We start from the raw sequence: 20,402 nt of genomic DNA on the forward strand, positions 1-20,402 counted from the left end.
AAGAGCTAAAGTGACGGATAAAGCATTCATAGCGACGGAAAGAAAAGCTGAATCGACGGAAAGAAAAGCCAGAGCGACGGTAAGAAAACGAATCGATGGATAGAAGAGCTAAAGTGACGGAAAAAGTATTCATAGCGACGGATAGAAGAACCAAGGTGACGGAAAGAAAAGCCAAAGCGACGGAAAGAGAACGAATCGATGGATAGAAGAGCTAAAGTGACGGATAAAGCATTCATAGCGACGGAAAGAAAAGCTGAATCGACGGAAAGAAAAGCCAGAGCGACGGTAAGAAAACGAATCGACGGATAGAAGAGCTAAAGTGACGGAAAAAGTATTCGTAGCAATACGGATTTTCCAAAGAATCGGCTTTTCATTTACATTATTATAACTGCATCCAAGTATATAAATTGGGTAAAGTTCGTATAAAGAAGCATAGGCGACTTTACGGATTCTTTCGGCAATGCGACAGTCTTAATTATTTTCAACTTTGCAAAAGTGTATATAAGGCATTAAAAGGATAAAAAACCCTAATATTGTAATTAATCAGAAAAGTAATAAAATTATCTTGACGAACACATTAACTTTATAGTAGTATCTTAATATCAATTAAATATACAAACCTCACATTTATCCTATTGTGAGGTAGAGGCGCGGTATTTATTAGTTCATTGTTGAGTACAAGCAAACGAAGACGCAATGGAGAAGGAACTATCGCCGAAGTATAAAAGGAGCTCGTACTTTTATGCTGGGTCTGCAGTGAATAAGTGCAGGACTGTCCTAGTAAATTACTTTCCAGGTTTACTAGGTTGTGCTATCTCGGAATGTTTGGAATTATAGTGAGGATTTGGGCAACTGTTAAAAAAGATAAGACCTAAGTTCAGAACTTAGGTCTTTTTTGGTACAGTTGTCTTATTTTTTTACAGAAAAGGGGAGATTTACATGAAAAGAAAATGGTTGGTATTAATGTTGACCGTCATGACTGCAATTTTGCTAGCAGCTTGTGGTGCTGGTGACAAAAAGGCTACGACGTCATCTAGTAATGACGGTAACAAGACGAGTACGGAAGAAGGCGGCGGCCAATTCCGTATTGGGATGGAAGCTGGTTATGCTCCGTTTAACTGGACACAGCAGGGTGATGCAAATGGCGCAGTAAAAATTGCGGATAATGCAGAATATGCGGGTGGTTATGATGTGCAAATGGCGAAAAAAATCGCTGAGGGCTTAGGAAAAGAATTAGTTATCGTAAAATTGGAATGGGATGGCTTAGTACCAGCACTACAGTCCAATAAAATCGATGCAATCATTGCTGGTATGTCACCTACTAAAGAGCGTAAGCAAACAGTTGACTTCACTGAAAACTACTATACATCTGATTTTGTTATGGTCATAAAAAAAGGCAGTAAATATGAAAAAGCAACTTCTATCCAAGATTTCTCTGGTGCTAAAATTACATCACAATTAAATACATCTAACTACAATGTTATCGATCAAATCAAAGATGTAAAAAAACAAACTGCAATGGATAACTTCCCAGCAATGCGCGTTGCATTAGAAGCTGGAAAAATTGACGGCTATGTAGCTGAACGTCCAGAAGGTATTTCAGCTGCTGCTGCAAATGATAAGTTCGCGTATGTGAAGTTTGAAAAAGGCTTCAAAACAGATATTTCAAATACATCCATTGCAGTTGGTTTACGTAAAGGCGATGCAAATCTTGAAAAAATCAATGAGATCTTAAAAGGTATTTCTGAAGATGATCGCCAAAAAATTATGGAAGAAGCCATTCACCAACAACCAGCAGCACAATAACATGATGGCACGGGCTATCTGCTAGTCCGTGCCATCTCATTACAATTTATAATCTTTCTAAATAATAATAATGTCTGAGCTAAAAGTTTCATAAAATAAAAGAAACAAAGGCTCCATCCAAGACAGGATACTGTAACGAACAAGCAACACGACGTTGTTAGGAGGAACATCATGAGTTTTGATTGGATTATTTCTATTGTTGAGAACAACTGGCAAATGTTTTTACGAGGTGCGTATTATACATTACTTATTTCTATTAGTAGTACAATTATTGGTGCACTTATCGGATTTTTCATCGGAATTATGCATACCATTAAGGTTCGTAAAAAAGGTGTAAAGTTCTATAGCTTAAAGCTCATTAATTTTATACTAACATGCTATGTCGAATTTTTCCGTGGTACACCAATGATTGTACAAGCAATGGTTGTATTTTTCGGATTAGATATTGCATTTGGCATTGATATGCACTTTATTACGGCAGGTATTTTAGTTGTTTCATTAAACACAGGTGCTTATATGACTGAAATTGTTCGCGGTGGTATTGTATCCATTGATAAAGGGCAGTACGAGGCTGCATCGGCAATTGGTATGAACCATTTTCAAATTATGCTACATGTTGTATTACCACAAGTTGCGCGAAATATATTGCCTGCAACAGGTAACCAATTAATTATGAATATTAAAGATACAGCAGTATTAAACGTTATCGGGGTTACGGAATTGTTCTTCCAAACAAAATCGATCGCGGGTAATAACTTCCGCTATTTTGAATCCTTCTTTATAGCTTGTGTCCTTTATTTCATCATGACATTCACAGCATCGAGAATCTTACTGTATATTGAAAAACGACTGGACGGACCAGATGCCTACCAAAAAGAACAGAAAGAAGCAGTATAGGGGGACGAACAAGTGACAATTATTAAAATAGAGCATTTAAGTAAATCATTTGGTCGTAACCAAGTGTTAAAGGATGTAAATTTCCAAGTAGAAAAAGGTGAGGTTGTCTGCTTAATCGGTTCTTCTGGATCAGGTAAATCAACATTACTACGCTGCATTAATTTACTGGAAACACCAAGTGGTGGTCAAATTATTTACAAAGGTGAAAACATTTTAGATGAAAAGCATAATATCCAAGAATACCGTACACATTTAGGTATGGTATTCCAGCAATTTAACTTATTCAACAATCATAATGTGCTAAAAAACTGTACAGTTGGTCAAATGAAAGTATTAAAGCGTTCAAAGGCAGAAGCCGACAAAGTTGCTTTAAAATATTTGCAGATTGTTGGTATGGATCAATACGTCAATGCCAAGCCACGACAACTATCTGGCGGTCAAAAACAGCGTGTAGCGATTGCACGAGCATTGTCAATGAGCCCAGATGTAATGCTGTTTGATGAACCGACGTCAGCACTGGATCCAGAGATGGTCGGTGAAGTGTTGAAGGTAATGCGCCAGCTAGCGGATGCCGGGAATACGATGTTAATTGTTACACATGAAATGGAATTTGCCAAAGAAGTAGCGGATCGCGTCGTATTTATGGATAAAGGTGTAATTGTAGAGGAAGGACCACCATCACAGGTATTAGTAAACCCTCAGAATGAACGGACAAAAGAGTTTTTAAAACGAACATTAAAATAACGTTCGATTACAATAACAAAAAAAGTGAGTCCAAATTAATGGGCTCACTTATTTTCTAGAATTCCATTCTGCGTATAAAATAAAGCAAATTGCAAATGCAACGGCTAGGATAAAAAACCATTGCGGTACACTACCAAAGCTCATAGAAACACCTCGAAGTAAAAATTTTTATTATGGATATGGTTAAAAAACGATAGTTATGGAGAAAATATGATCTTCTATGGTTTTTTTCTCCACAAAAGTTCAAAAATATTATAAAATAAGCAGTAGACATTAGCTTCGTGCTAGTAAAGAGAGGTAGAGAGATTATGTTACATTTAAAATGGAAAGATGCTCCAACAGTACGCACAGTTACTTGTAAGCATACTAATGCATCAAAATATTTAGTTTCAAACGTATTAACAGTAGGGAAACAATATGATGTGAGAAATGAAACAGAAGAATTCATTTTTATTATCGATAACACTGGTAATATCGGTGGCTACTATAAAGATTATTTCGAATAAAAATCAAAGGGTGGTTCAGATTTTTCTGAGCCACCCTTCTTTGTTGGAAAAAAGGAATCATTCCTTCTTAAAGGTCTTCAAGTCAGCTACATCCTGTAATTGCTGTTTTTCCTGTTCTGTAGCTGTATGAAGGGCGAAGACGTCTTTGATAGCTGTCTTCAGCTCATGTTGTGTTTCTTTGAATTTCGATACTTGCTGTTCAAAGGAAGGACTCGTAAATCGATCATTTGTACGAGATAATCTTTCTTCTAGCTGCGCGTAGTGATGATCCATATGCATAGATAACATCATGGCCAACTGATTTTTCCAAAGCGGAATAAGGGTAACAATTGAAAATTCAATTTTTTCCGCTAACGATTGATTAGACTGCTGAATCATCCGGATTTGTGGCGCAGTTTGTAAGGCAACTTGCTGCGATACTTGTAAGTCATAAATACGTTGATCTAGACGTTCGATTTGAGCGGCAAAATCATTAAGCTGTTGGATAGCTAGTGGCTGTTTCGTTGCTTGTACACTAGTCACTTTTTCAGGAAGCTCAACTTCAATGGCTTGCTGCTTCTTCATTTGTCCGGCTGCAATAGCAGTCGCTAACTCCTCAAAGAATCCTCGATTATGTGAATAAAGTCCTTCTAACATTTCCACATCTCTTATCATTTGAAGCTGTGCACGTTCGAGCTGAACACCAATGCGTTCTACTTGGATACTAATACGTTCAAACTCCGTTAATGTTTGCTTAACAGTTGGCCCAATTTTACCAAACATTTTTTTAAAAAAGGACTGCTTTTTTGGTTCTAATGCGTTAGGGTCCACACGGTCTAACGTTTGCATTAATGAGTCTAACATTTGGCCAATTTTTGTGACGTCTTTTTGTTTTACTTGTGCAAGCATTCGATCAGCAAATTGAGAAAGGGATCGCTGTGAATCCTGCCCTAAAGACAGGACTGACTCGAAGTTTGTTAGATCAAGCTGACTAGCGTATAGAAGTGCACGACTTTGTGCAAGAGGCGATAGCGTATCATACGTCGCCATCGCCTCATTATTTGGAGTTGTTTCTAAATAAGTTTGCACAAGTGGGGAAAGACCTTGTATTGTATTTAGTTGAAATGCGTGATCATTTGCTGTCATTTATCATCGCCTCGCCACTCCAATTGTTCTTTTCGTCTTAAATTGGAACGATTCGCAAATTCGATCTCCATTTGAAGATGGTCAATATCGTTGGAAAGCGCATCCTTTAAATCAATTTGAATCGTATCATTTAAATCTGTAAGTGTTTCTCTTGTTTTCGATAATGTAATTTGGATTTCCTTGTCCTTCACAGGCTGTCTCGATAACATCGTATATTTATCCGTTAATTCGACAGCGGAAGGGAGATGTGCATAAAAAAATTGTTCAACATTATAAAATTTTCGTGGATCTGTTTTAACTACTTTCACGATATTTTTTGAAATACGTGTCATTTCAAGTAATTGCTTAAATGCAGAAACAGAACGTACACGTAAGTAGTTTTGACTTAATGTTTGAATATTTTTATTGGCTGCTGTAAGTTGTGTATCAATATGTTTGTATTCTTCTTTTGTTATACCTGCTATTTGCATGAACTTCTTTTTCTGTCTATATTTCAACAACGCCGTACTCGACGCGTATGTTCCAGCAAATAATAAACCACCAAGGAAGTATCCTGGACTTGCCGCAATTGCTGTGATAGAAACAGTTGTGAGAGAAATTAAGAAGCTAGCGGTATGTCTAGAGAAAAACTGTCCGACACTGAGCATGTTTCTTCCTCCTAGCATTTAAATATGTCTATATTCTTATACGAAATAATCGACATAAAGTTTCAATGAAATAATAATCCTTACATAAATTTTACTGCTATTTGTAAAGTTTCTCAATGATATTACTTAAGAACAAGAAAATCCTTTACTTATTAGAAAGAAAAGGGGACAGACGAATAAGAAATCGAACTAAGTTTCCGGCATTGCTGTTTCATCTATTACTCGGGTAAGTAATAAAAGGCTTATTTGGATTAATCGATTTCATTATATATATTGTATTCAAAATTATAGTAATTCGCGAATTGCTTCACACGTTGTTCGTCAATTTTTTCTCTCTTAATAGGTTAAACATTAGTATTGTTTTTTCGTCTGTTGTTGATTCCTCGACATGAGCGTTAAAATTATTTTATAAAATTAAAAAGCGTATTCGAGATTTTATTCTCAAAATACGCTGAGTAGTGATACTCGTTAATTTTAAGTCATTCATTAGATTGAAAATGTTTTAATTGTTCTGTCGAAAGAGTCGTCCCATCCACCTGCTTGAGGAAGTAGAATTCTTTCGGTAAATTCGTTAAAAAACACACCTATTTTTCAATTACTAAAATAGAGCTATTTTCTATTGGAGGCTCACAGTCTCTAAGAAGATAATTTGTACTTTCATTCGTTTCAGCGGTATCAATTAAAGAGCATGCTGAATGAATGATACTTCCTTGACCAAATTGATCTCTGCGGCTGTCATACGTTGATTTTATTATTTTCCCATCGTACTTAAGTTCATGAAGTATTGGGTCACCTTCTATAGTATATTTAACCACTCTAATACTATCTTCTTTCCCTAGTTGTACATTACGGAAAAAATCTTCAAACCTTTCTAGATTTTTTATTTCACCATGCGTGTCTACAATATCTTCTGGAGTTGAAATGTAAGGTGAAGGTTCATCATTAACATTCATATCAATATCAGTCGAGCTATTTACACGATCGCAACCAGCAATTAAAAGTATAAAAAATAAAACGGTTAGCTTTTTCATGGCTATACACCCCTTCATGTATTTAGTCGTTTGTTCATAAAAAAATGTTCCATACCCGTATCAGTCAAAATAAAAAAGACACCGTTTCAAATAGTAACGTGAATTATAGTGGGGCGGTTAAAATATTTATTGAGCTAAGGTTATGCAATTAGTAAAACATATGTCAACAATAAGAGGAAATCCCTTCCTTTTGTCGAAAAATAGAAGTGAAAGGGGAATAGCTTTATGAAATCGATATTAATTAAAATTAAAGAACAATTCAAAACTAGTTCACCAAAAATCCCTAATAATGCATGTTATTTTTGTAAACGCAAAGCACCAGATTTACGAAATTACAGAAATGAGAAGAACAAAAAAATTAAGGTGTGTTATTTATGTGTTGAATATGCTGAGAGACGAGCTTTTCGTAAATAAAATTTTGCCATTGCCCTTCTGCATTAATTGTGGAAGGCTTTTTTATTCAATGAAGGAAGAAATGTAATGGGAAAATAAAAGCACGTTATTAGAATTAACTTTTAGTGCATATGAATTGGATGGTTTGGACATGGTCGAAACCGCTGAATTTGTCTTAAGAGTTGAAAAATATTACCATATATTCTATTGTTTTTTATATACCTAAAAGGTAATTACAGGAATAATAGGGGGATGAATTATGAGTCAAGTTTGTGTGATCAGCATCTATGTACCTAACATTGAAAAAGCAATTGATTTCTATACGACTGTTTTAGGTTTTGAGGTAAACAAACAATACGGACCCAAAATCGTGACACTTGTTCACGGAGATTTACCTTTAGTTTTAGAAGAAGCGAAAAACTCTAAATCCATTCCAAAAGATACTTTAGGTGTGGTTTTAGCTTTAAAGACAGAGGACATTCATCAAACAGTCAATAAGTTAAAATATCATAATGTTGAGTTCATTACAGATGAGCCGGTGGATTGTCCTCCTGGAAAAGTTATTAGCTTCAGAGATCCTTTCGGGAATGTCTTAGAGTATTTACAATTTATTTAGATAATATATAGATTAAAATATTTCAGGAAGTCACATCTAACAAGGTGTGGCTTTTTAACAGTGTTTTATGTAGCGAAAGAAAATCAAGGCAATCGGAAAGGAGCTAATAAAGGATGTTAGCCTAAATCATCACATCCATGCGATAACGGCAAACTGACCTGCATCGTGTTGGCCTAATCATAAAGCCAATCCCGTACAACATTGTTTATCTGCGCGAAAGCTAAGGGTCAGTGGCAAATGTTTTCTGTGCGAAAGCGAAGCGTCAGCGGCAATTTTGCCTAGGTATAATTGATTTTCATTTGAATGAAAAATAACATTGTTAAATATGTTAAACAACTTTATAATAGTGTTAATTAAATCCAATTGTTAAAATTTTTTCATGTCCTAAGGTGTTTTTCAATTTCTCACGTAACAAAGATTGCGCCATAAAGATGACTTCATAGGTAAAAAGGGAGAGTCTACCATATGCAAAAAAACACAAACAATAAGATTGAGCTCATTGATACTAAAATAATGTTAGAGAAATACAAGGAAGAAATAGAATTAATTCAAAAATCATTAAAACAACTTGAGTTGGAAATTAGTAATTTGCAAAGTGAAGGTTTAGTTGAAATAGAAAAGTTGACAAACGACTTAAGTAAGTTACAGTTACTTTCAACGAGTATAAAATTTAAAGCTAAATGTCTTACCTGTAATAACAGTAAAACCATAGAGACATTAACGACTAAATAGAATATTGATATCAAGTCACATTTAATTTGTTGTGGCTTTTTATTACGCTTTATATTTCTGGTGATGACATTTCGTTCCATGTATTCTATGATTAGTGTGGAAGGTGGTGCCAAAAATGAGAGGAAATTTAGAACAGATTACAATCAGTTTTTGTGAACAAAACGGAGATGTAATTATGACGTATGACATCAACAACTCTCTATCAGCTCTGATTCCGAACGTTGGTGATGTAGTTAATATTGATGATAATTACAGGGCAGTAAGTGAAAGAGCTTTTACTTACAGTCCAAGAAGTATTACAGTTACAATCTATTTAGAAGAATTATAATCAGGACTTCAAGGTCACACTCATTATGGTTGTGGCTTTTTTTATGCAGGTAACTATAAATTACTGGCGGAGCGAAGCAATACCTGCGAAAGCAAGGTAAATACCCGCGGAGCGAAGCAAGGCGAATACTCGCGGAAGTAAGGTAAAAACTCGCGGAAGCAGAGCGAATACTCGCGGAGCAAAGCAATACTCGCGGAAGCAGAGCGAAAACCCGCGAAAGCAAGGTGAATACTCGCGGAAGCAAGGCGAATACCCGCGAAAGCAAGGCAAATACTCGCGGAAGCAAGGCGAATACTCGCGGAAGCAAAGCAAATACCCGCGGATCCAAACGAATAACATCCTTAGTCACATCTAACAAGGTGTGGCTTTTTATTGTGCAGACAAAGTCCAACGGAGGATATATTGAGTGGATTTTGCGAGTAGAATTATGAGTAGTAGGGAACAAAAGCATAGGGAACGACTGGTCGTTTTATAACGGTTAAATTAGTAGATCTAAAATAGATAATTTGCTAGAATGGCGAATGTGACTAAAATAGAAATAATAGTTATAATATGGAATCTGTTTTCATTTCTCCCGAGTATAAGAAAACCTATGTGAAAGAAGTCGGACAAAATTAATTATTACTGTAAATGTCAAAATAACAATATACATTTTTGCTCATCCAAGCATGTACGTTTTCGATTACTTTTCTATTTAAGTGTGTGAATAATTGCAACTTCGCACGGAGCGTGTACTCGCATGATTCGATTGACTGAACTCATCTATATTAAGGGCTGGTTAACCGGTCAAAGCAATCCATGCTCGCCATGATGGGTGAACACCTTTTTTAATAAAAATAGCGCATTATGAAATACCACCTGTTATTAATCAATACGGAAGTGTCCTACATGCGCCAATGATTGCATACAGTGTTTGGAAGTATACATTTGAAAGGATGTGAGGGCAAATGAAAGTAACGGTTAAAGAATGGCGTGTAATGTCTGATCACAACAAACAATTACTTTTAAATGCGGTAGCAACTAAATAAAACATAGATGAAAAGAGGAATGAGAACATGCTGCAACAAACACAACACGTACTTAGAAAAAGTAGTGCTAGAAAGTAATAACAATGTTGATAGTTTATCTGCACAAATAGTTCAATGAATAGTTGTCCAATAGGCAACGACTCATTCATTTAATAGATAAAAATAATGAAATCACTCATAAAAGTTGGCATAAGAACAGTGGAATGGTGTGAGCAGCCACTTTAGAAATTCAAGATACATTAAAATTATTTGCATTTGCTACGGAAGGGTATTCCCAATCCAAATTAATAAAATATAATTTTGCCCCCAGCAACGTCATTTTAGATAAACCGTATTCATTCAATGTTAAAAATAGACGAAAAGCTTGATAAACTTTAGTATTACAACAATACAAAAAAGAGGAGCCAGACTAAACAATGTCTGACTCCATGCGTGTATAACCTTTTAAATCATCAAAAAGCTCTAAAGTAAATGAATTGGAATCTGCTTGAGGGCTAACACCCTTTTGAACGAATACTAAGAATTCATCTATCGCTTTTTTTGATCCTTCTACTTCAACCTCAATTTGATCTTGATTATTTAGTTGACAGTATCCTTTTAATCCTAGCTCAATCGCTTTCTGTTTAATGAAAAAACGATAGCCAGTCCCGTAAACATCACCGAAAAATTTAATTAGCGCTCGCTTGTTCAAGCTAACACCTCCTACTAGTTAAGAGGGGAAAACCCCCTTGGTGCTTAGTGCATTACACGTTCTTTTTCTAAATATGCAATTAGATTATTGATAAAATAGAGAACTTGCTTAGAAGCTTGATCTACTTCTTTTAAATGAACTTCTGCCTGCTGAATATTCCCAGCCTTATAAGCCACCGCTGCTAACTTCGCCGATTCATGAACACGTAAATGATAGGCGTCTAATTCACGGTACTCCTGTAAGTGTCCGAAACGTTCTACGGTGCGAGCAGATGTATACCATTTACCAAGACGGCAGTCTGTATGTGAAGAAACATCACTTGGTTCGACATTTTCAAGACCGAGGAACATATTATAAATTCGCCATTTCCATAAAATATGATCGGCCTTTGATAATTGTAAAAGTGCAATGGACGAAAGCTGAACATTATTATTCTCAATAATATCATTGCGGAAACGATTAATTTCTTTCCCTAATGAATGAATATCACTAGATGTGTTATGACTATATTCGCGAATGTCATCTTGAAGGTTAGAAATCTCAATCATTCTTGCTGATACTTCATCAATAGCTGCAGCCTGTTCCTGTGATATCGCAGCTGTATTTGTGACATCCAGATTAATACCTTCAATGGCACTAACTATCGCATTTAATAATGGTAACGATTCTTTAGCCTCTACAGTTGCATCTTTAATAATTTCAGTCGTTTCTGTTATTGAGTTTGACACATCGTTTGAATAGCTCTTTAAATGATGTACATTTGCAGTTACTTCACTTAGCGCTGATACCGTTCCTTCAGCAAGCTTTCGAACTTCCTGCGCAACTACGGCGAAGCCTTTACCATGTTCACCTGCTCGTGCAGCCTCAATAGAAGCGTTCAAAGCAAGTAAATTCGTTTGATCGGCAATTTGGTTTATTAACGTTACAACATTTTCAATATCATTTACCCGCTTTTGTAATTCTGAAAAGGATTCAACAATTGATGTAAATGTTTCTTCTGTTTTAAAGATTTCAGAAAGGGCATGCTCAATTGCATTTTTTCCTTGTACAGCATGATCAACAGATTCAGTTGTTTTTTCAGAAATACGAGAAGACATTCGAGCAACCTCGTTAATAGAAGCGGCAATTTCTTCAGTTGCTGCGGTAGAAGACTGGATTTCTTCGTTTTGTTTATCTAAGCTAAATACTAAATCTTTCATATACATGATTTTTGCGTTGACATCCATTAAAGAGGAAATTTCAGCGACAACATTTTCAATAGTACGTTCTGTTAACACTTCGATGAGTAATTCCTGGTCAACGTTAACAGCTGATTGGAAAGATTTCATATATTCAAATGCCTTATTAGGTTTTAAACCAAAATTATGTAAAATGTATGTAGTAATATAAAATGCAAATTGATTGAAGACGACGATTAACTTACCCGGCTCATATTGATTCTTTCTGAACAAATTGAAAAATTTAACGGTTTCATCCACATATTCATCATCACGAGTAGCTAGGAAAAATTGAGTTAAGTATCGATTAATATTTTCTTCACTAATCGTTAGCTGAGAGGAAAGAGAGATTTCTCTTAAATAGTTATTAAAAATTGCATTCATCGACGGCGTGATATCTTTTAATTTATTGTAGAGAGTTTTTAAATTCTCTTCATCTTGAGTATTGAAATGGTTAAATGCAAGTGTTTTATTAAAACGACCTGTAGCATTTAAATTTGTACCACGCTTTAATAATTCATCGAGTTCGGCCTTAGGTCGAATACTTGAAAACATAAAAAAAATACCTCCAAAAATTATGAATAATAAGGTAATAGTACCATAAGACAGAGTGTTTTAATAGACATTTCAAATGTGTTTGCTAAAATGAAAATATCTTATTACAGCAGGGAATGTGGCAAATATGTATACAATCATTTACATGAAAGCTGATTATGAGCCTTGGTGGAAGTTTGAAGGCTGGGAGGCTTTTATTCAAACAAATGAAACATTTGAATCGGAGGAGCAATTTGAGGAAGCCTTACAAAGAAAACTAAAGCACTTCCGTTTAACATATGACAATGAGGCAACGAAAGAAGAGGGGTTTTGGGCATTCTGGTCAGAGGATGAAAGTGTTTTTTGCGAAGCCTGTGATGATGATGTACAAATTTATCACGGTATTATCGCTTTGAGATCTGAGTCATAGAAATAAAATTTTGACATTTTAAAAAAAATATTTTTTCTTTATTTGACAAAATTATGAATGGCGGTTATACTTAGGTTAACAATTTAATTGCTTCACCGGTAACATGAATTCACATATTACAAAAAGTGATCGCGTTAGTTCGGTACTCTTTGTAATATGTGAATTTTTTTCATTCGCTGAAGAAATTACATATTGTTCACTTTTATTTTTTGGAGGTTTTCTTAAATGAAACAAGGTACAGTAAAATGGTTTAACTCAGAAAAAGGTTTTGGATTCATCGAAGTAGAAGGCGAAAACGACGTATTCGTACACTTCTCAGCTATCGGTGGCGAAGGTTTCAAAACTCTTGACGAAGGTCAAAAAGTGGAATTCGAAGTTGTAGATGGCAACCGCGGACCACAAGCTGCTAACGTAACTAAACTTTAATTCTCAGTAATTAAAATTACTTTCGTTAAATTAAGGCATCCTATTGATATAGGATGCCTTTTTTTTATGCTTCGAACATTTGAGAGTTACAACATATGATTATTAGTGACTTGGTATATGAAAGAGTGTAGATCCTACCATTCATGCAGATCAAAAATCAAGTTTCTCAATTCTGTACAAATAAAAAAATAATTTTATTATGTAAACAAAAGTAAGAGCTCGTCTCATTCATGAGGACAAGCATCTTTTAGGGGAATTATTTACTTAATATGCGTTGAAGCACTTCAACAGGTATAAACAAACCGACACGACCATATGGATCATTTTTCGCCGTTGCAAAGACGATTCCGATAACTTCACCAGCAGCATTAATGACAGGACTGCCACTATTTCCCCGATAAACAGGGGCTTTCATCATCATAACAGGCTCCTGCCAATCCTCAAGGTGTGTTGATTCCAGTAAAGTACCTTCATTTGCGATGCCTGTAAACGCTAGTGGATTACCAATGAAATAGACATGCTCATTTTTGCTATAGGTAGGATTTTCAGCGAGTGAGAGGGAAGGTAACTCATCACCCGTTACTTGTAATAATGCTAAATCTACGTCCGGGAAGCTTTGCAGTAACTTGGCACCCATTAAACCTTCCTCAGGGAAAATGACGAATAATGATTGAGCATCTTCTACTACGTGTGCATTGGTTACGATAAGTCCATCTGAAGAAATTGAAAAACCAGTGCCTTTACTAGAACCTGTAGATATCTCTACAACAGCTTTTTTATAGGTTTTTATATCTTCTTCCGCTGATAGCCGAGCAGACACCTTCAAAAATTCAAGAGCTGGAATGGAGTATATTTGAAAGATAAGTGCAAATGTATTCAAAAACAACACAAATGCCATACTCCAGACAATCCATTTGACAATCGGTTTTTGTTTTTTAGGCTTTTTTCCTTGCAGTTGTTCTTCTTGTGCCAATGCCTTTTGTTGTTCAGCGAGGACAAGCTCAATCAATTCTTCTTCTGTCAATTCTTCATCTGTTGTTGATCTATGTATATCATTCATAAAAACCCTCCTTACCCAAAATGAAAAGCGCCCAAGTAGGACACCTGTAAAGTAATTCTTATTCAATTTTTTAGGGTCGAGGAAATGACGAAAGGTCCTAATCAGTTGTCATCATTGTATATTTATACGATAAGGTCAATATTTTAACAAAATATTGCGTTGACGCCATTATCCTCTGAGTGTGTTAGCTGAATAACATCATAATAGACAGTAACTCCAGTAGTGATTGATGTCGTAGTTTAATTATGGTTCATACTTAGACTACTTCAACTATTTGTCTTCATTATACGCGAAGTATATAGGTTATACGAATGTTATGAAAACCAGGTTTCTAGAAAGGTAATCTCTTTGCTAGTTGCATTGACACGTACACGTAAACCGATGGGCATAGCATGCAGGGGATGAGTGTGACAGCAATCAACATCAGCGATAATAGGTATAGTACGTCCATCTAGCTGCTCTAGCAACACATCATAAGGCTTTCTTCCGGTTCCTAAATCATCATATTGTTCATGTTTACCTAAAATAATTGCAGAAGCTTTGTCGAAAATGCCGTGTAGCTTTAACATAGCAAAGTTTTTCTCAACAACCGCAATTGTTTTAGAAGTATCTTCAAGAAGTAAGATATCTCCTTCATTAACGTGAGGGAAGTAAGGTGTTCCAATGAAGCCGTACATCGTATTTATATTTCCACCTATTAAACGACCTTCAGCAATGCCAGGTTGTACGGTAATCCATGAATTATGATGTTGAGTTTTTTCAGTTGTTTTTTCTAACCAGTTTAGCCGGTCATCTGTCCAAATAGGTGGGATTGGCATGGTATAGGGAATTGATAATGAATGTAAAAACAAATCTTTAAAATATTGCTCCGTATAATGGACAAAAGGTGGAAATTCACCAAATGTAGAAGCAACAGAAGGTCCATAAAAGACAGGAACTCCAGTCTTTGCATACATTGCAAGGAGTATAGCGGTCACATCAGACAATCCTATAAGTATTTTTGGATTCTGCTTAAATGCTTCGTAGTCTAGATAGGGCAGCAGACTATTGGCGTTAGTACCACCCATAGTTGGTAAGATCATTTTGATGTGGGGATCACGAAGTAGGGCATTTAGCTCTGCTGCACGTTCTTTCGGTGTACCGGAGCGATAAAAATCTTCTCTTCCAGTTAACGAGCCTTCTTGTATAGTAAAGCCGAGTGCTTGCAGACGTTCCTTGCCTCGTTCATAGCGAGTCTTTGCAATAGTTGTAGCTGGTTTGGAAGGCGAGTAAATGCCAATGGTATCGCCTCTTTTTAATGGGGAAAACATAAAATACCTCTTTCAATTTAAGATAAAAGCTATTATACATGATTTTACAATTTAAAGAGTCGTATACTTGTTTTGACGAAAGAGATGTAAAAAGTAACTGAAATGAATAGTTATAACAGAGCTGAAAATAATAATATTATGTAAACTTTATGCTAGAAACTTGTAAGAGAGTTTAGAATTTAATATGATAGATATGAATTTATGAAATGGGGGCGTTTAAATGTATCGTCATGTAGATGACTTTTTAAATGAGTGGTCAGCATCAGCACAAGGTACTCTTCAAGTATTAAAAGCTATAACAGATGACAAGCTAGAGCAAAGCATAGTGGAAGGTCATAGCTCACTAGGTTGGTTAGGTTGGCATTTAGTTGGAGCTGCTGGTTATTTCAGTTATTTAGCAGGTTTAAAAGTGCCAATGACTCGACAAGAAGATCCAGTTCCATCTACAGCTGCTGAAATTGTAGCTGCTTATGAAAATGTAGCAAATAGTGTGAAAGAGGAAGCGGCAAAGCTATCAAATGAAGACTTGCTGGAGGAAGTAAAAGGATTCACTGGACCAATAGCTAGAGGTGCATTATTACGTGTAATGGTCGATCATCAAACACATCACCGTGGACAAATGACGGTGCTCCTACGTCAAGCCGGTTTACCAGTACCAGGCGTATTGGGGCCAACAAAGGAAATGCAAAAGTAAACGTAAATAGGCTGGGACAAAACTGTTCAAAACCTTAAGCGCGAGAAATCAATTTTCTCGCGCTTTTTTTTATTTTGCCTTGAAAATATGCTTATGTCTTAAGTGATGCAAATAGTGTCGCTTGAAGGTAGATATCGATATTTTTCGAAAGTTGGGTGATAAATTAAAAAAGTTGGTCAATAAACAATCAAAAGTTCTCGATATATCTTAAAACTGTAGCTAGCTCCTTAAAAATTATTGTCGCTGTCGTTCCGCTCCGCTGCCGCTGCACTTTCGCGACAGAAAAATTTTCTATAAAAAGATAGTTTGTGAGAATGAAGAACAATTAAATATAACGAGAAAATAGGCCAATCTAATTTGAAAGTGAATAGGAAATGCCTATTTTTGCTTTGAAGTAGAATAGGTAGCTTTTTATAGGCTACTTATTTTTAATTGGATTTCACCTTAGTTAACAAACCATCTAAAAATATTGCAATAAAGCCTTTGCTTTCTTGTAATAAATCAAAATCTTTTCCAAAGACTAACCAGTCATATAATGAACCTCGCATACAACGACTAATGTAAATTACGGTTTGTTGAATATTTATTTGTGCAGATAATTCTCCATCTTTAATAGCCTTTTGTATAAATGAGTTTAAAATTTTATACAATTCTCGTTCAGAATTGGAAAAGAAATTTTCTTCGTTTTCAATTAAGCCACTTTTGTAAACAGAACGCATTAAATCCATTCCTAAATCATCTTTTAAATATTTCATTTGTGCATCAATTAATGAGATGACCTTTTCCTTGAAGCAAAGATTGGCAGGCAGTGTTGCTGTAAATTCCTCGTAAAAGTGATCAATTTCTTTAAATTTTTCTAAGAAAATATCGTATTTAGAAGAGAAATGACCATAAAAAGCACCTTTTGAGCTTTTGCTTTTTTGCACAATTTCATCAACCGTTACTTGATCAAAGCCTTTCGTTTCGAACAATTTAAGTGCTGTTAAATAGATATGTTTTTTCGTTTCTTGAGCCTGCTGTTTTCGTGTCTTTTTCATTTTCTGCATCACCTATTTCCCACGAGATATTCTATTTAACTTTAGCATAATACTCGTTCATGTAATTATATTATTTTCAGAATTGTTAGAAAAAAATATTGACAAATAATTGTTTTGCCGATTAATATACAGACTATAGTCTATGAAACAGTTAAAGAGGGGGGATAACATGGATTTAATTGGGAATAGAACATTGCGCTCTGTTATAAGGGAGAGAATAGAGCAACAACCTGAAAAAAGTTTTATTCGATTTGAGGATAGTAAGGGAAACTATTTTGAAAAAAATTATGGGGATTTTTATCAGGAGGTTATTCGCTTAAGTAATGCACTTCTTAAGCTTGGTATCAAAAAAGGGGATCATGTTGTGTTACATTTACCAAACAATATGGAATTTTTCACAGCATGGTTTGCTTTAGCAGAAATTGGGGGCATTATGGTGCCAACTAACATTTTATCACCAGCAGATGAAATGGAATATATTATTTCTCATTCTGAAGCTGTCCTCATTATTACTGAAGAGGACTATGTCGAAAAGTTTGTCAGTATTAAGTCTAAAATACCGACTATACAAAATATTATTATTACGAGACAACAAAATAGCTCTGAAGGTATCTTATATTTCTCAGAGCTCATTAAAAATGCAAGTGATAACAATGTACATTTCCCAACAGTTTCGTCAGAAGATATTGTGGCATTGCTTTATACATCTGGAACAACATCAAGACCTAAAGGCGTTCAAGTGACACATGCCAATTATATTTACACGGGTGAGTTAATGGCTCGTTCAATAGCTTTAACACCTGAAGATCGAACATTTATTGTCTTACCGCTTTTCCATGGGAATGCCCAATACTATTCAACGATGTCAGCCATCGTGGTAGGGGCAAGCATTGCAGTTACTGAGAAATTTAGTGCTTCACGTTATTTTAAACAAGCAAAGGCATTAGGCGGAACAGTTGGTTCTTTATTTGCTGCTCCTATTCGTATGATTTTAGCAAAAGATTACGAAAAAGAGGCGAAGGATAATCCTTTACGACTTGTCCTTTTTGCACAGACAGTTGCAGAACGCCAATTAGTCCAGTTTGAGGAGCAATTTGATGTGAAGTTATTGCAACTGTACGGTTTGACCGAAACAGTGGGGATTCCACTGATAAATCCTCTATTTGGAATACAGAAAAATATGAGCATTGGTAGACCAAGCATTGGTTATGAGGTTCAGCTTGTAGATGAACATGGAATTCCTGTAAATCAAGGGGAGATTGGTCAAATTGCCGTTAAAGGGATACCAGGAAGAACCTTAATGAAAGGCTACTTTAAAAACAAGCAAGCGACAAACGACACTATCAAAGATAACTGGATACTAACTGGAGATAACGCACGAATTGATGAAGATGGTTATTTCTATTTCGTTGATCGAATAAAGGATATGATTAAACGCTCAGGTGAAAATGTGGCAGCGAATGAAGTGGAGAGTGTATTAACAGAGCATCCATTAGTATTTGAAGCAGCCGTCATTGGTGTACCTGATGACATGCGTGATGAAGCTATTAAAGCGTATGTTATTTTACAAGCTGGCGCTACTATAAGTGAAGAGGTATTGATTGCACATTGTCGGGAACGCCTCGCGAAATTTAAAGTGCCAGATAGTATTGAATTTGTGACTGATTTTCCACGTACTCCTGTTGGAAAAATTCAAAAGCATGTTTTACGTAACGCATTTTTAGTTGAAGTGAATGACATAAAAAATTGAATGTAGAGAGAAGGGATTCTATGAAAAATGTGAAGATATTATTAGCAAGTTTAGCAGGATCAGTCATTGAATGGTACGATTTTTATTTGTATGGTACTGCAACGGGATTAGTTTTTACAACGCTTTTTTTCCCTTCGACTAATCCGGCAATCTCGATTTTAATTGCATTTGCTACGTTTGGAGCTGGATATGCAGCTCGTCCAATTGGAAGTTTAATTTTTGGACATATGGGTGATCGTGTCGGAAGGAAAGCCTCGCTTATGCTTACTTTAATAGGAATGGGCGGTAGTTCTTTTTTGATAGGTTTATTACCTACATATGCACAAGTGGGATTACTCGCACCAACGCTTTTAGTAATTTTGCGACTTATTCAAGGGATTGCACTTGGTGGTGAATGGGGAGGTGCCGTGTTACTAGCTACTGAATCGGCTACAAAAGGGGTACGTGGCTTTTTTGGTTCTATTCCACAGCTTGGTGTACCAATCGGTTTAGTTTTAGGAACATTTAGTTTTACACTTATTTCTTCATTAACGACAGAAGCTCAATTTATGGCATGGGGTTGGCGTTTACCATTTCTATTTAGCGCAGTTTTAATAGTACTGGCTATATGGATTCGAAGCGGAATCGAAGAAACACCTGAATTTAAACGTAAAAAAGACAATGGTGAATTAGCTAAATTACCAATTGTCCAAGTCTTCAAATATAACAAAAAAGATATTTTCCGCATTATAGGATTAAAAATAGGGGATGGATTCTTTAATGTGTTTTTAATGTCATTTATTTTAGTGTATGCAACTACGTATATTGGCTACACAAGGGATGTCGCATTGTTTGCACTAACATTAAGCTGTGCAACAATGATTGTAACAATGCCCATTGTTGGATATTTTTCAGATTTTATAGGTCGAAAGAAAATTTATATTGGTGGCCTTATCACAATGTTACTGTTAGCGATTCCATATTTCGTATTGATTCCAATCAATTCAACTTATTTCTTTATGTTGCAAGTCATTTTACTTGGTGTCGTATGGGCAGCCATTTTCGCGACTCAAGGTACGTTTTTCTCTGAATTATTCCCAGCGAATGTTCGCTATACGGGGCTATCCTTTGGCTATCAAATCGCTGCGGCAATCGTCGGATTTGGACCAATGCTATGGACATCTTTAGCAACAGAATACGGGGCATCCCCGTATTTATTTGGTGGATTAATGATGGCGGGGCTATTGTTATCACTGCTACTTGCAGTATTTTCACCAGATACACGGATGATCTCACAATATGAAGAAACTGCCGAGAAGGTACAAGAACATGAACGCATGTCAGATGCTCAAGTGGAAGTAGCAATGACAACTACGTCAAAGTAATAGTTAACATTACAAGTGCGCCTAATAGCTAGACTC

20 protein-coding genes and 1 riboswitch are annotated in these 20,402 nt (G+C 35.8%); of the genes, 12 read left to right on the forward strand and 8 right to left on the reverse strand.

Going from position 1 to position 20,402, the window contains the following annotated elements:
- Positions 1–635 precede the first annotated feature (635 nt).
- A riboswitch (Lysine riboswitch) is annotated at positions 636–822 on the forward strand.
- A gap of 117 nt (positions 823–939) precedes the next feature.
- The 4 genes from ACIQ7T_RS15965 (at position 940) to ACIQ7T_RS15980 (ending at position 3,953) form a co-directional block, all read left to right on the forward strand.
- Positions 940–1,806 (forward strand): transporter substrate-binding domain-containing protein, encoded by an 867-nt coding sequence (locus ACIQ7T_RS15965; protein ID WP_402871479.1) that lies wholly within the window; start codon positions 940–942, stop codon positions 1,804–1,806.
- A gap of 171 nt (positions 1,807–1,977) precedes the next feature.
- Positions 1,978–2,703, forward strand: a complete 726-nt coding sequence (locus tag ACIQ7T_RS15970; protein WP_402871482.1) for an amino acid ABC transporter permease — start codon at positions 1,978–1,980, stop codon at positions 2,701–2,703.
- A 12-nt stretch (positions 2,704–2,715) separates the two neighbouring features.
- The gene (locus tag ACIQ7T_RS15975; RefSeq protein WP_402871485.1) at positions 2,716–3,447 is read left to right on the forward strand and encodes an amino acid ABC transporter ATP-binding protein; all 732 of its coding nucleotides are present in this window, start codon (positions 2,716–2,718) and stop codon (positions 3,445–3,447) included.
- A 308-nt stretch (positions 3,448–3,755) separates the two neighbouring features.
- A complete protein-coding gene (locus ACIQ7T_RS15980; protein ID WP_402871488.1) occupies positions 3,756–3,953 on the forward strand; it encodes a DUF6501 family protein in 198 nt (65 codons plus the stop codon).
- Between the two features lie 57 nt (positions 3,954–4,010).
- On the opposite strand, the gene ACIQ7T_RS15985 is transcribed toward ACIQ7T_RS15980, so the two are convergent.
- From ACIQ7T_RS15985 to ACIQ7T_RS15995, 3 genes are all read right to left on the reverse strand, one after another.
- Positions 4,011–5,078: a toxic anion resistance protein gene (locus ACIQ7T_RS15985; protein WP_370081501.1), complete on the reverse strand. Its 1,068-nt coding sequence runs from the start codon at positions 5,076–5,078 to the stop codon at positions 4,011–4,013.
- Entirely contained in the window at positions 5,075–5,725 is a 651-nt protein-coding gene (locus ACIQ7T_RS15990; RefSeq protein ID WP_370081499.1) for a 5-bromo-4-chloroindolyl phosphate hydrolysis family protein, read from the reverse strand. The genes ACIQ7T_RS15985 and ACIQ7T_RS15990 overlap by 4 nt, the downstream gene beginning before the upstream one ends.
- Positions 5,726–6,309: 584 nt before the next feature.
- A complete protein-coding gene (locus ACIQ7T_RS15995) occupies positions 6,310–6,756 on the reverse strand; it encodes a DUF4362 domain-containing protein (protein WP_370081497.1) in 447 nt (148 codons plus the stop codon).
- Between the two features lie 652 nt (positions 6,757–7,408).
- Here ACIQ7T_RS15995 and ACIQ7T_RS16000 point away from each other — a divergent pair.
- The 3 genes from ACIQ7T_RS16000 to ACIQ7T_RS16010 all read left to right on the forward strand — a co-directional run bounded on the left by ACIQ7T_RS16000 (position 7,409) and on the right by ACIQ7T_RS16010 (position 8,825).
- Positions 7,409–7,765 carry a VOC family protein gene (locus ACIQ7T_RS16000; protein WP_370081495.1) on the forward strand — a complete coding sequence of 119 codons (357 nt, stop codon included), beginning with the start codon at positions 7,409–7,411 and terminating at the stop codon, positions 7,763–7,765.
- Between the two features lie 465 nt (positions 7,766–8,230).
- Entirely contained in the window at positions 8,231–8,497 is a 267-nt protein-coding gene (locus ACIQ7T_RS16005; RefSeq protein ID WP_370081493.1) for a hypothetical protein, read from the forward strand.
- Positions 8,498–8,672: 175 nt separating this feature from the next.
- Positions 8,673–8,825, forward strand: coding sequence for a hypothetical protein (locus tag ACIQ7T_RS16010; protein WP_370081491.1), 153 nt, complete (start codon positions 8,673–8,675; stop codon positions 8,823–8,825).
- Between the two features lie 1,437 nt (positions 8,826–10,262).
- Here the strand turns inward: ACIQ7T_RS16010 and ACIQ7T_RS16015 are convergent.
- Positions 10,263–10,544, reverse strand: coding sequence for an acylphosphatase (locus ACIQ7T_RS16015; protein WP_370081489.1), 282 nt, complete (start codon positions 10,542–10,544; stop codon positions 10,263–10,265).
- A 44-nt stretch (positions 10,545–10,588) separates the two neighbouring features.
- On the reverse strand, positions 10,589–12,316 hold the full coding sequence (locus tag ACIQ7T_RS16020; protein WP_370081487.1) for a methyl-accepting chemotaxis protein: 1,728 nt from the start codon (positions 12,314–12,316) through the stop codon (positions 10,589–10,591).
- A 127-nt stretch (positions 12,317–12,443) separates the two neighbouring features.
- Between ACIQ7T_RS16020 and ACIQ7T_RS16025 the strand changes: the two genes are divergently transcribed.
- Both ACIQ7T_RS16025 and ACIQ7T_RS16030 read left to right on the forward strand, forming a co-directional pair.
- Positions 12,444–12,725 carry a DUF1033 family protein gene (locus tag ACIQ7T_RS16025; RefSeq protein WP_402871496.1) on the forward strand — a complete coding sequence of 94 codons (282 nt, stop codon included), beginning with the start codon at positions 12,444–12,446 and terminating at the stop codon, positions 12,723–12,725.
- Between the two features lie 225 nt (positions 12,726–12,950).
- On the forward strand, positions 12,951–13,151 hold the full coding sequence (locus tag ACIQ7T_RS16030) for a cold-shock protein (RefSeq protein WP_049665398.1): 201 nt from the start codon (positions 12,951–12,953) through the stop codon (positions 13,149–13,151).
- 256 nt (positions 13,152–13,407) lie between these two features.
- On the opposite strand, the gene ACIQ7T_RS16035 is transcribed toward ACIQ7T_RS16030, so the two are convergent.
- Together ACIQ7T_RS16035 and ACIQ7T_RS16040 are read right to left on the reverse strand one after the other, a co-directional pair.
- Positions 13,408–14,211 (reverse strand): S1C family serine protease, encoded by an 804-nt coding sequence (locus ACIQ7T_RS16035; RefSeq protein ID WP_402871499.1) that lies wholly within the window; start codon positions 14,209–14,211, stop codon positions 13,408–13,410.
- A gap of 314 nt (positions 14,212–14,525) precedes the next feature.
- Positions 14,526–15,521 (reverse strand): S66 family peptidase, encoded by a 996-nt coding sequence (locus ACIQ7T_RS16040; RefSeq protein WP_402871502.1) that lies wholly within the window; start codon positions 15,519–15,521, stop codon positions 14,526–14,528.
- 220 nt (positions 15,522–15,741) lie between these two features.
- Between ACIQ7T_RS16040 and ACIQ7T_RS16045 the strand changes: the two genes are divergently transcribed.
- On the forward strand, positions 15,742–16,215 hold the full coding sequence (locus ACIQ7T_RS16045) for a DinB family protein (RefSeq protein ID WP_402871505.1): 474 nt from the start codon (positions 15,742–15,744) through the stop codon (positions 16,213–16,215).
- A 428-nt stretch (positions 16,216–16,643) separates the two neighbouring features.
- Here the strand turns inward: ACIQ7T_RS16045 and ACIQ7T_RS16050 are convergent, their stop codons facing one another.
- Positions 16,644–17,252 (reverse strand): TetR/AcrR family transcriptional regulator, encoded by a 609-nt coding sequence (locus ACIQ7T_RS16050; protein ID WP_370081477.1) that lies wholly within the window; start codon positions 17,250–17,252, stop codon positions 16,644–16,646.
- Positions 17,253–17,421: 169 nt separating this feature from the next.
- Between ACIQ7T_RS16050 and ACIQ7T_RS16055 the strand changes: the two genes are divergently transcribed.
- Both ACIQ7T_RS16055 and ACIQ7T_RS16060 read left to right on the forward strand, forming a co-directional pair.
- A complete protein-coding gene (locus tag ACIQ7T_RS16055) occupies positions 17,422–19,002 on the forward strand; it encodes an AMP-binding protein (RefSeq protein WP_402871508.1) in 1,581 nt (526 codons plus the stop codon).
- Positions 19,003–19,022: 20 nt separating this feature from the next.
- Positions 19,023–20,366 (forward strand): MFS transporter, encoded by a 1,344-nt coding sequence (locus tag ACIQ7T_RS16060; protein ID WP_402871511.1) that lies wholly within the window; start codon positions 19,023–19,025, stop codon positions 20,364–20,366.
- The last annotated feature ends 36 nt before the right edge of the window (positions 20,367–20,402 follow it).

It is taken from the genome of Lysinibacillus sp. NPDC096212 (genome assembly GCF_044763105.1).
Taxonomy (GTDB): domain Bacteria; phylum Bacillota; class Bacilli; order Bacillales_A; family Planococcaceae; genus Lysinibacillus.

Bases quoted from the DNA above. Each gene is read 5' to 3' on its own strand.
- ACIQ7T_RS15990 (WP_370081499.1), bottom strand. From the start codon at position 5,725: ATGCTCAGTGTCGGACAGTTTTTCTCTAGACATACCGCTAGCTTCTTA.
- ACIQ7T_RS15965 (WP_402871479.1), top strand. From the start codon at position 940: ATGAAAAGAAAATGGTTGGTATTAATGTTGACCGTCATGACTGCAATT.
- ACIQ7T_RS16060 (WP_402871511.1), top strand. From the start codon at position 19,023: ATGAAAAATGTGAAGATATTATTAGCAAGTTTAGCAGGATCAGTCATT.
- ACIQ7T_RS16025 (WP_402871496.1), top strand. From the start codon at position 12,444: ATGTATACAATCATTTACATGAAAGCTGATTATGAGCCTTGGTGGAAG.
- ACIQ7T_RS16035 (WP_402871499.1), bottom strand. From the start codon at position 14,211: ATGAATGATATACATAGATCAACAACAGATGAAGAATTGACAGAAGAA.
- ACIQ7T_RS15985 (WP_370081501.1), bottom strand. From the start codon at position 5,078: ATGACAGCAAATGATCACGCATTTCAACTAAATACAATACAAGGTCTT.
- ACIQ7T_RS16055 (WP_402871508.1), top strand. From the start codon at position 17,422: ATGGATTTAATTGGGAATAGAACATTGCGCTCTGTTATAAGGGAGAGA.
- ACIQ7T_RS16030 (WP_049665398.1), top strand. From the start codon at position 12,951: ATGAAACAAGGTACAGTAAAATGGTTTAACTCAGAAAAAGGTTTTGGA.
- ACIQ7T_RS15970 (WP_402871482.1), top strand. From the start codon at position 1,978: ATGAGTTTTGATTGGATTATTTCTATTGTTGAGAACAACTGGCAAATG.
- ACIQ7T_RS16005 (WP_370081493.1), top strand. From the start codon at position 8,231: ATGCAAAAAAACACAAACAATAAGATTGAGCTCATTGATACTAAAATA.
- ACIQ7T_RS16000 (WP_370081495.1), top strand. From the start codon at position 7,409: ATGAGTCAAGTTTGTGTGATCAGCATCTATGTACCTAACATTGAAAAA.
- ACIQ7T_RS16045 (WP_402871505.1), top strand. From the start codon at position 15,742: ATGTATCGTCATGTAGATGACTTTTTAAATGAGTGGTCAGCATCAGCA.
- ACIQ7T_RS16050 (WP_370081477.1), bottom strand. From the start codon at position 17,252: ATGAAAAAGACACGAAAACAGCAGGCTCAAGAAACGAAAAAACATATC.
- ACIQ7T_RS16010 (WP_370081491.1), top strand. From the start codon at position 8,673: ATGACGTATGACATCAACAACTCTCTATCAGCTCTGATTCCGAACGTT.
- ACIQ7T_RS15995 (WP_370081497.1), bottom strand. From the start codon at position 6,756: ATGAAAAAGCTAACCGTTTTATTTTTTATACTTTTAATTGCTGGTTGC.
- ACIQ7T_RS16020 (WP_370081487.1), bottom strand. From the start codon at position 12,316: ATGTTTTCAAGTATTCGACCTAAGGCCGAACTCGATGAATTATTAAAG.
- ACIQ7T_RS15980 (WP_402871488.1), top strand. From the start codon at position 3,756: ATGTTACATTTAAAATGGAAAGATGCTCCAACAGTACGCACAGTTACT.
- ACIQ7T_RS16040 (WP_402871502.1), bottom strand. From the start codon at position 15,521: ATGTTTTCCCCATTAAAAAGAGGCGATACCATTGGCATTTACTCGCCT.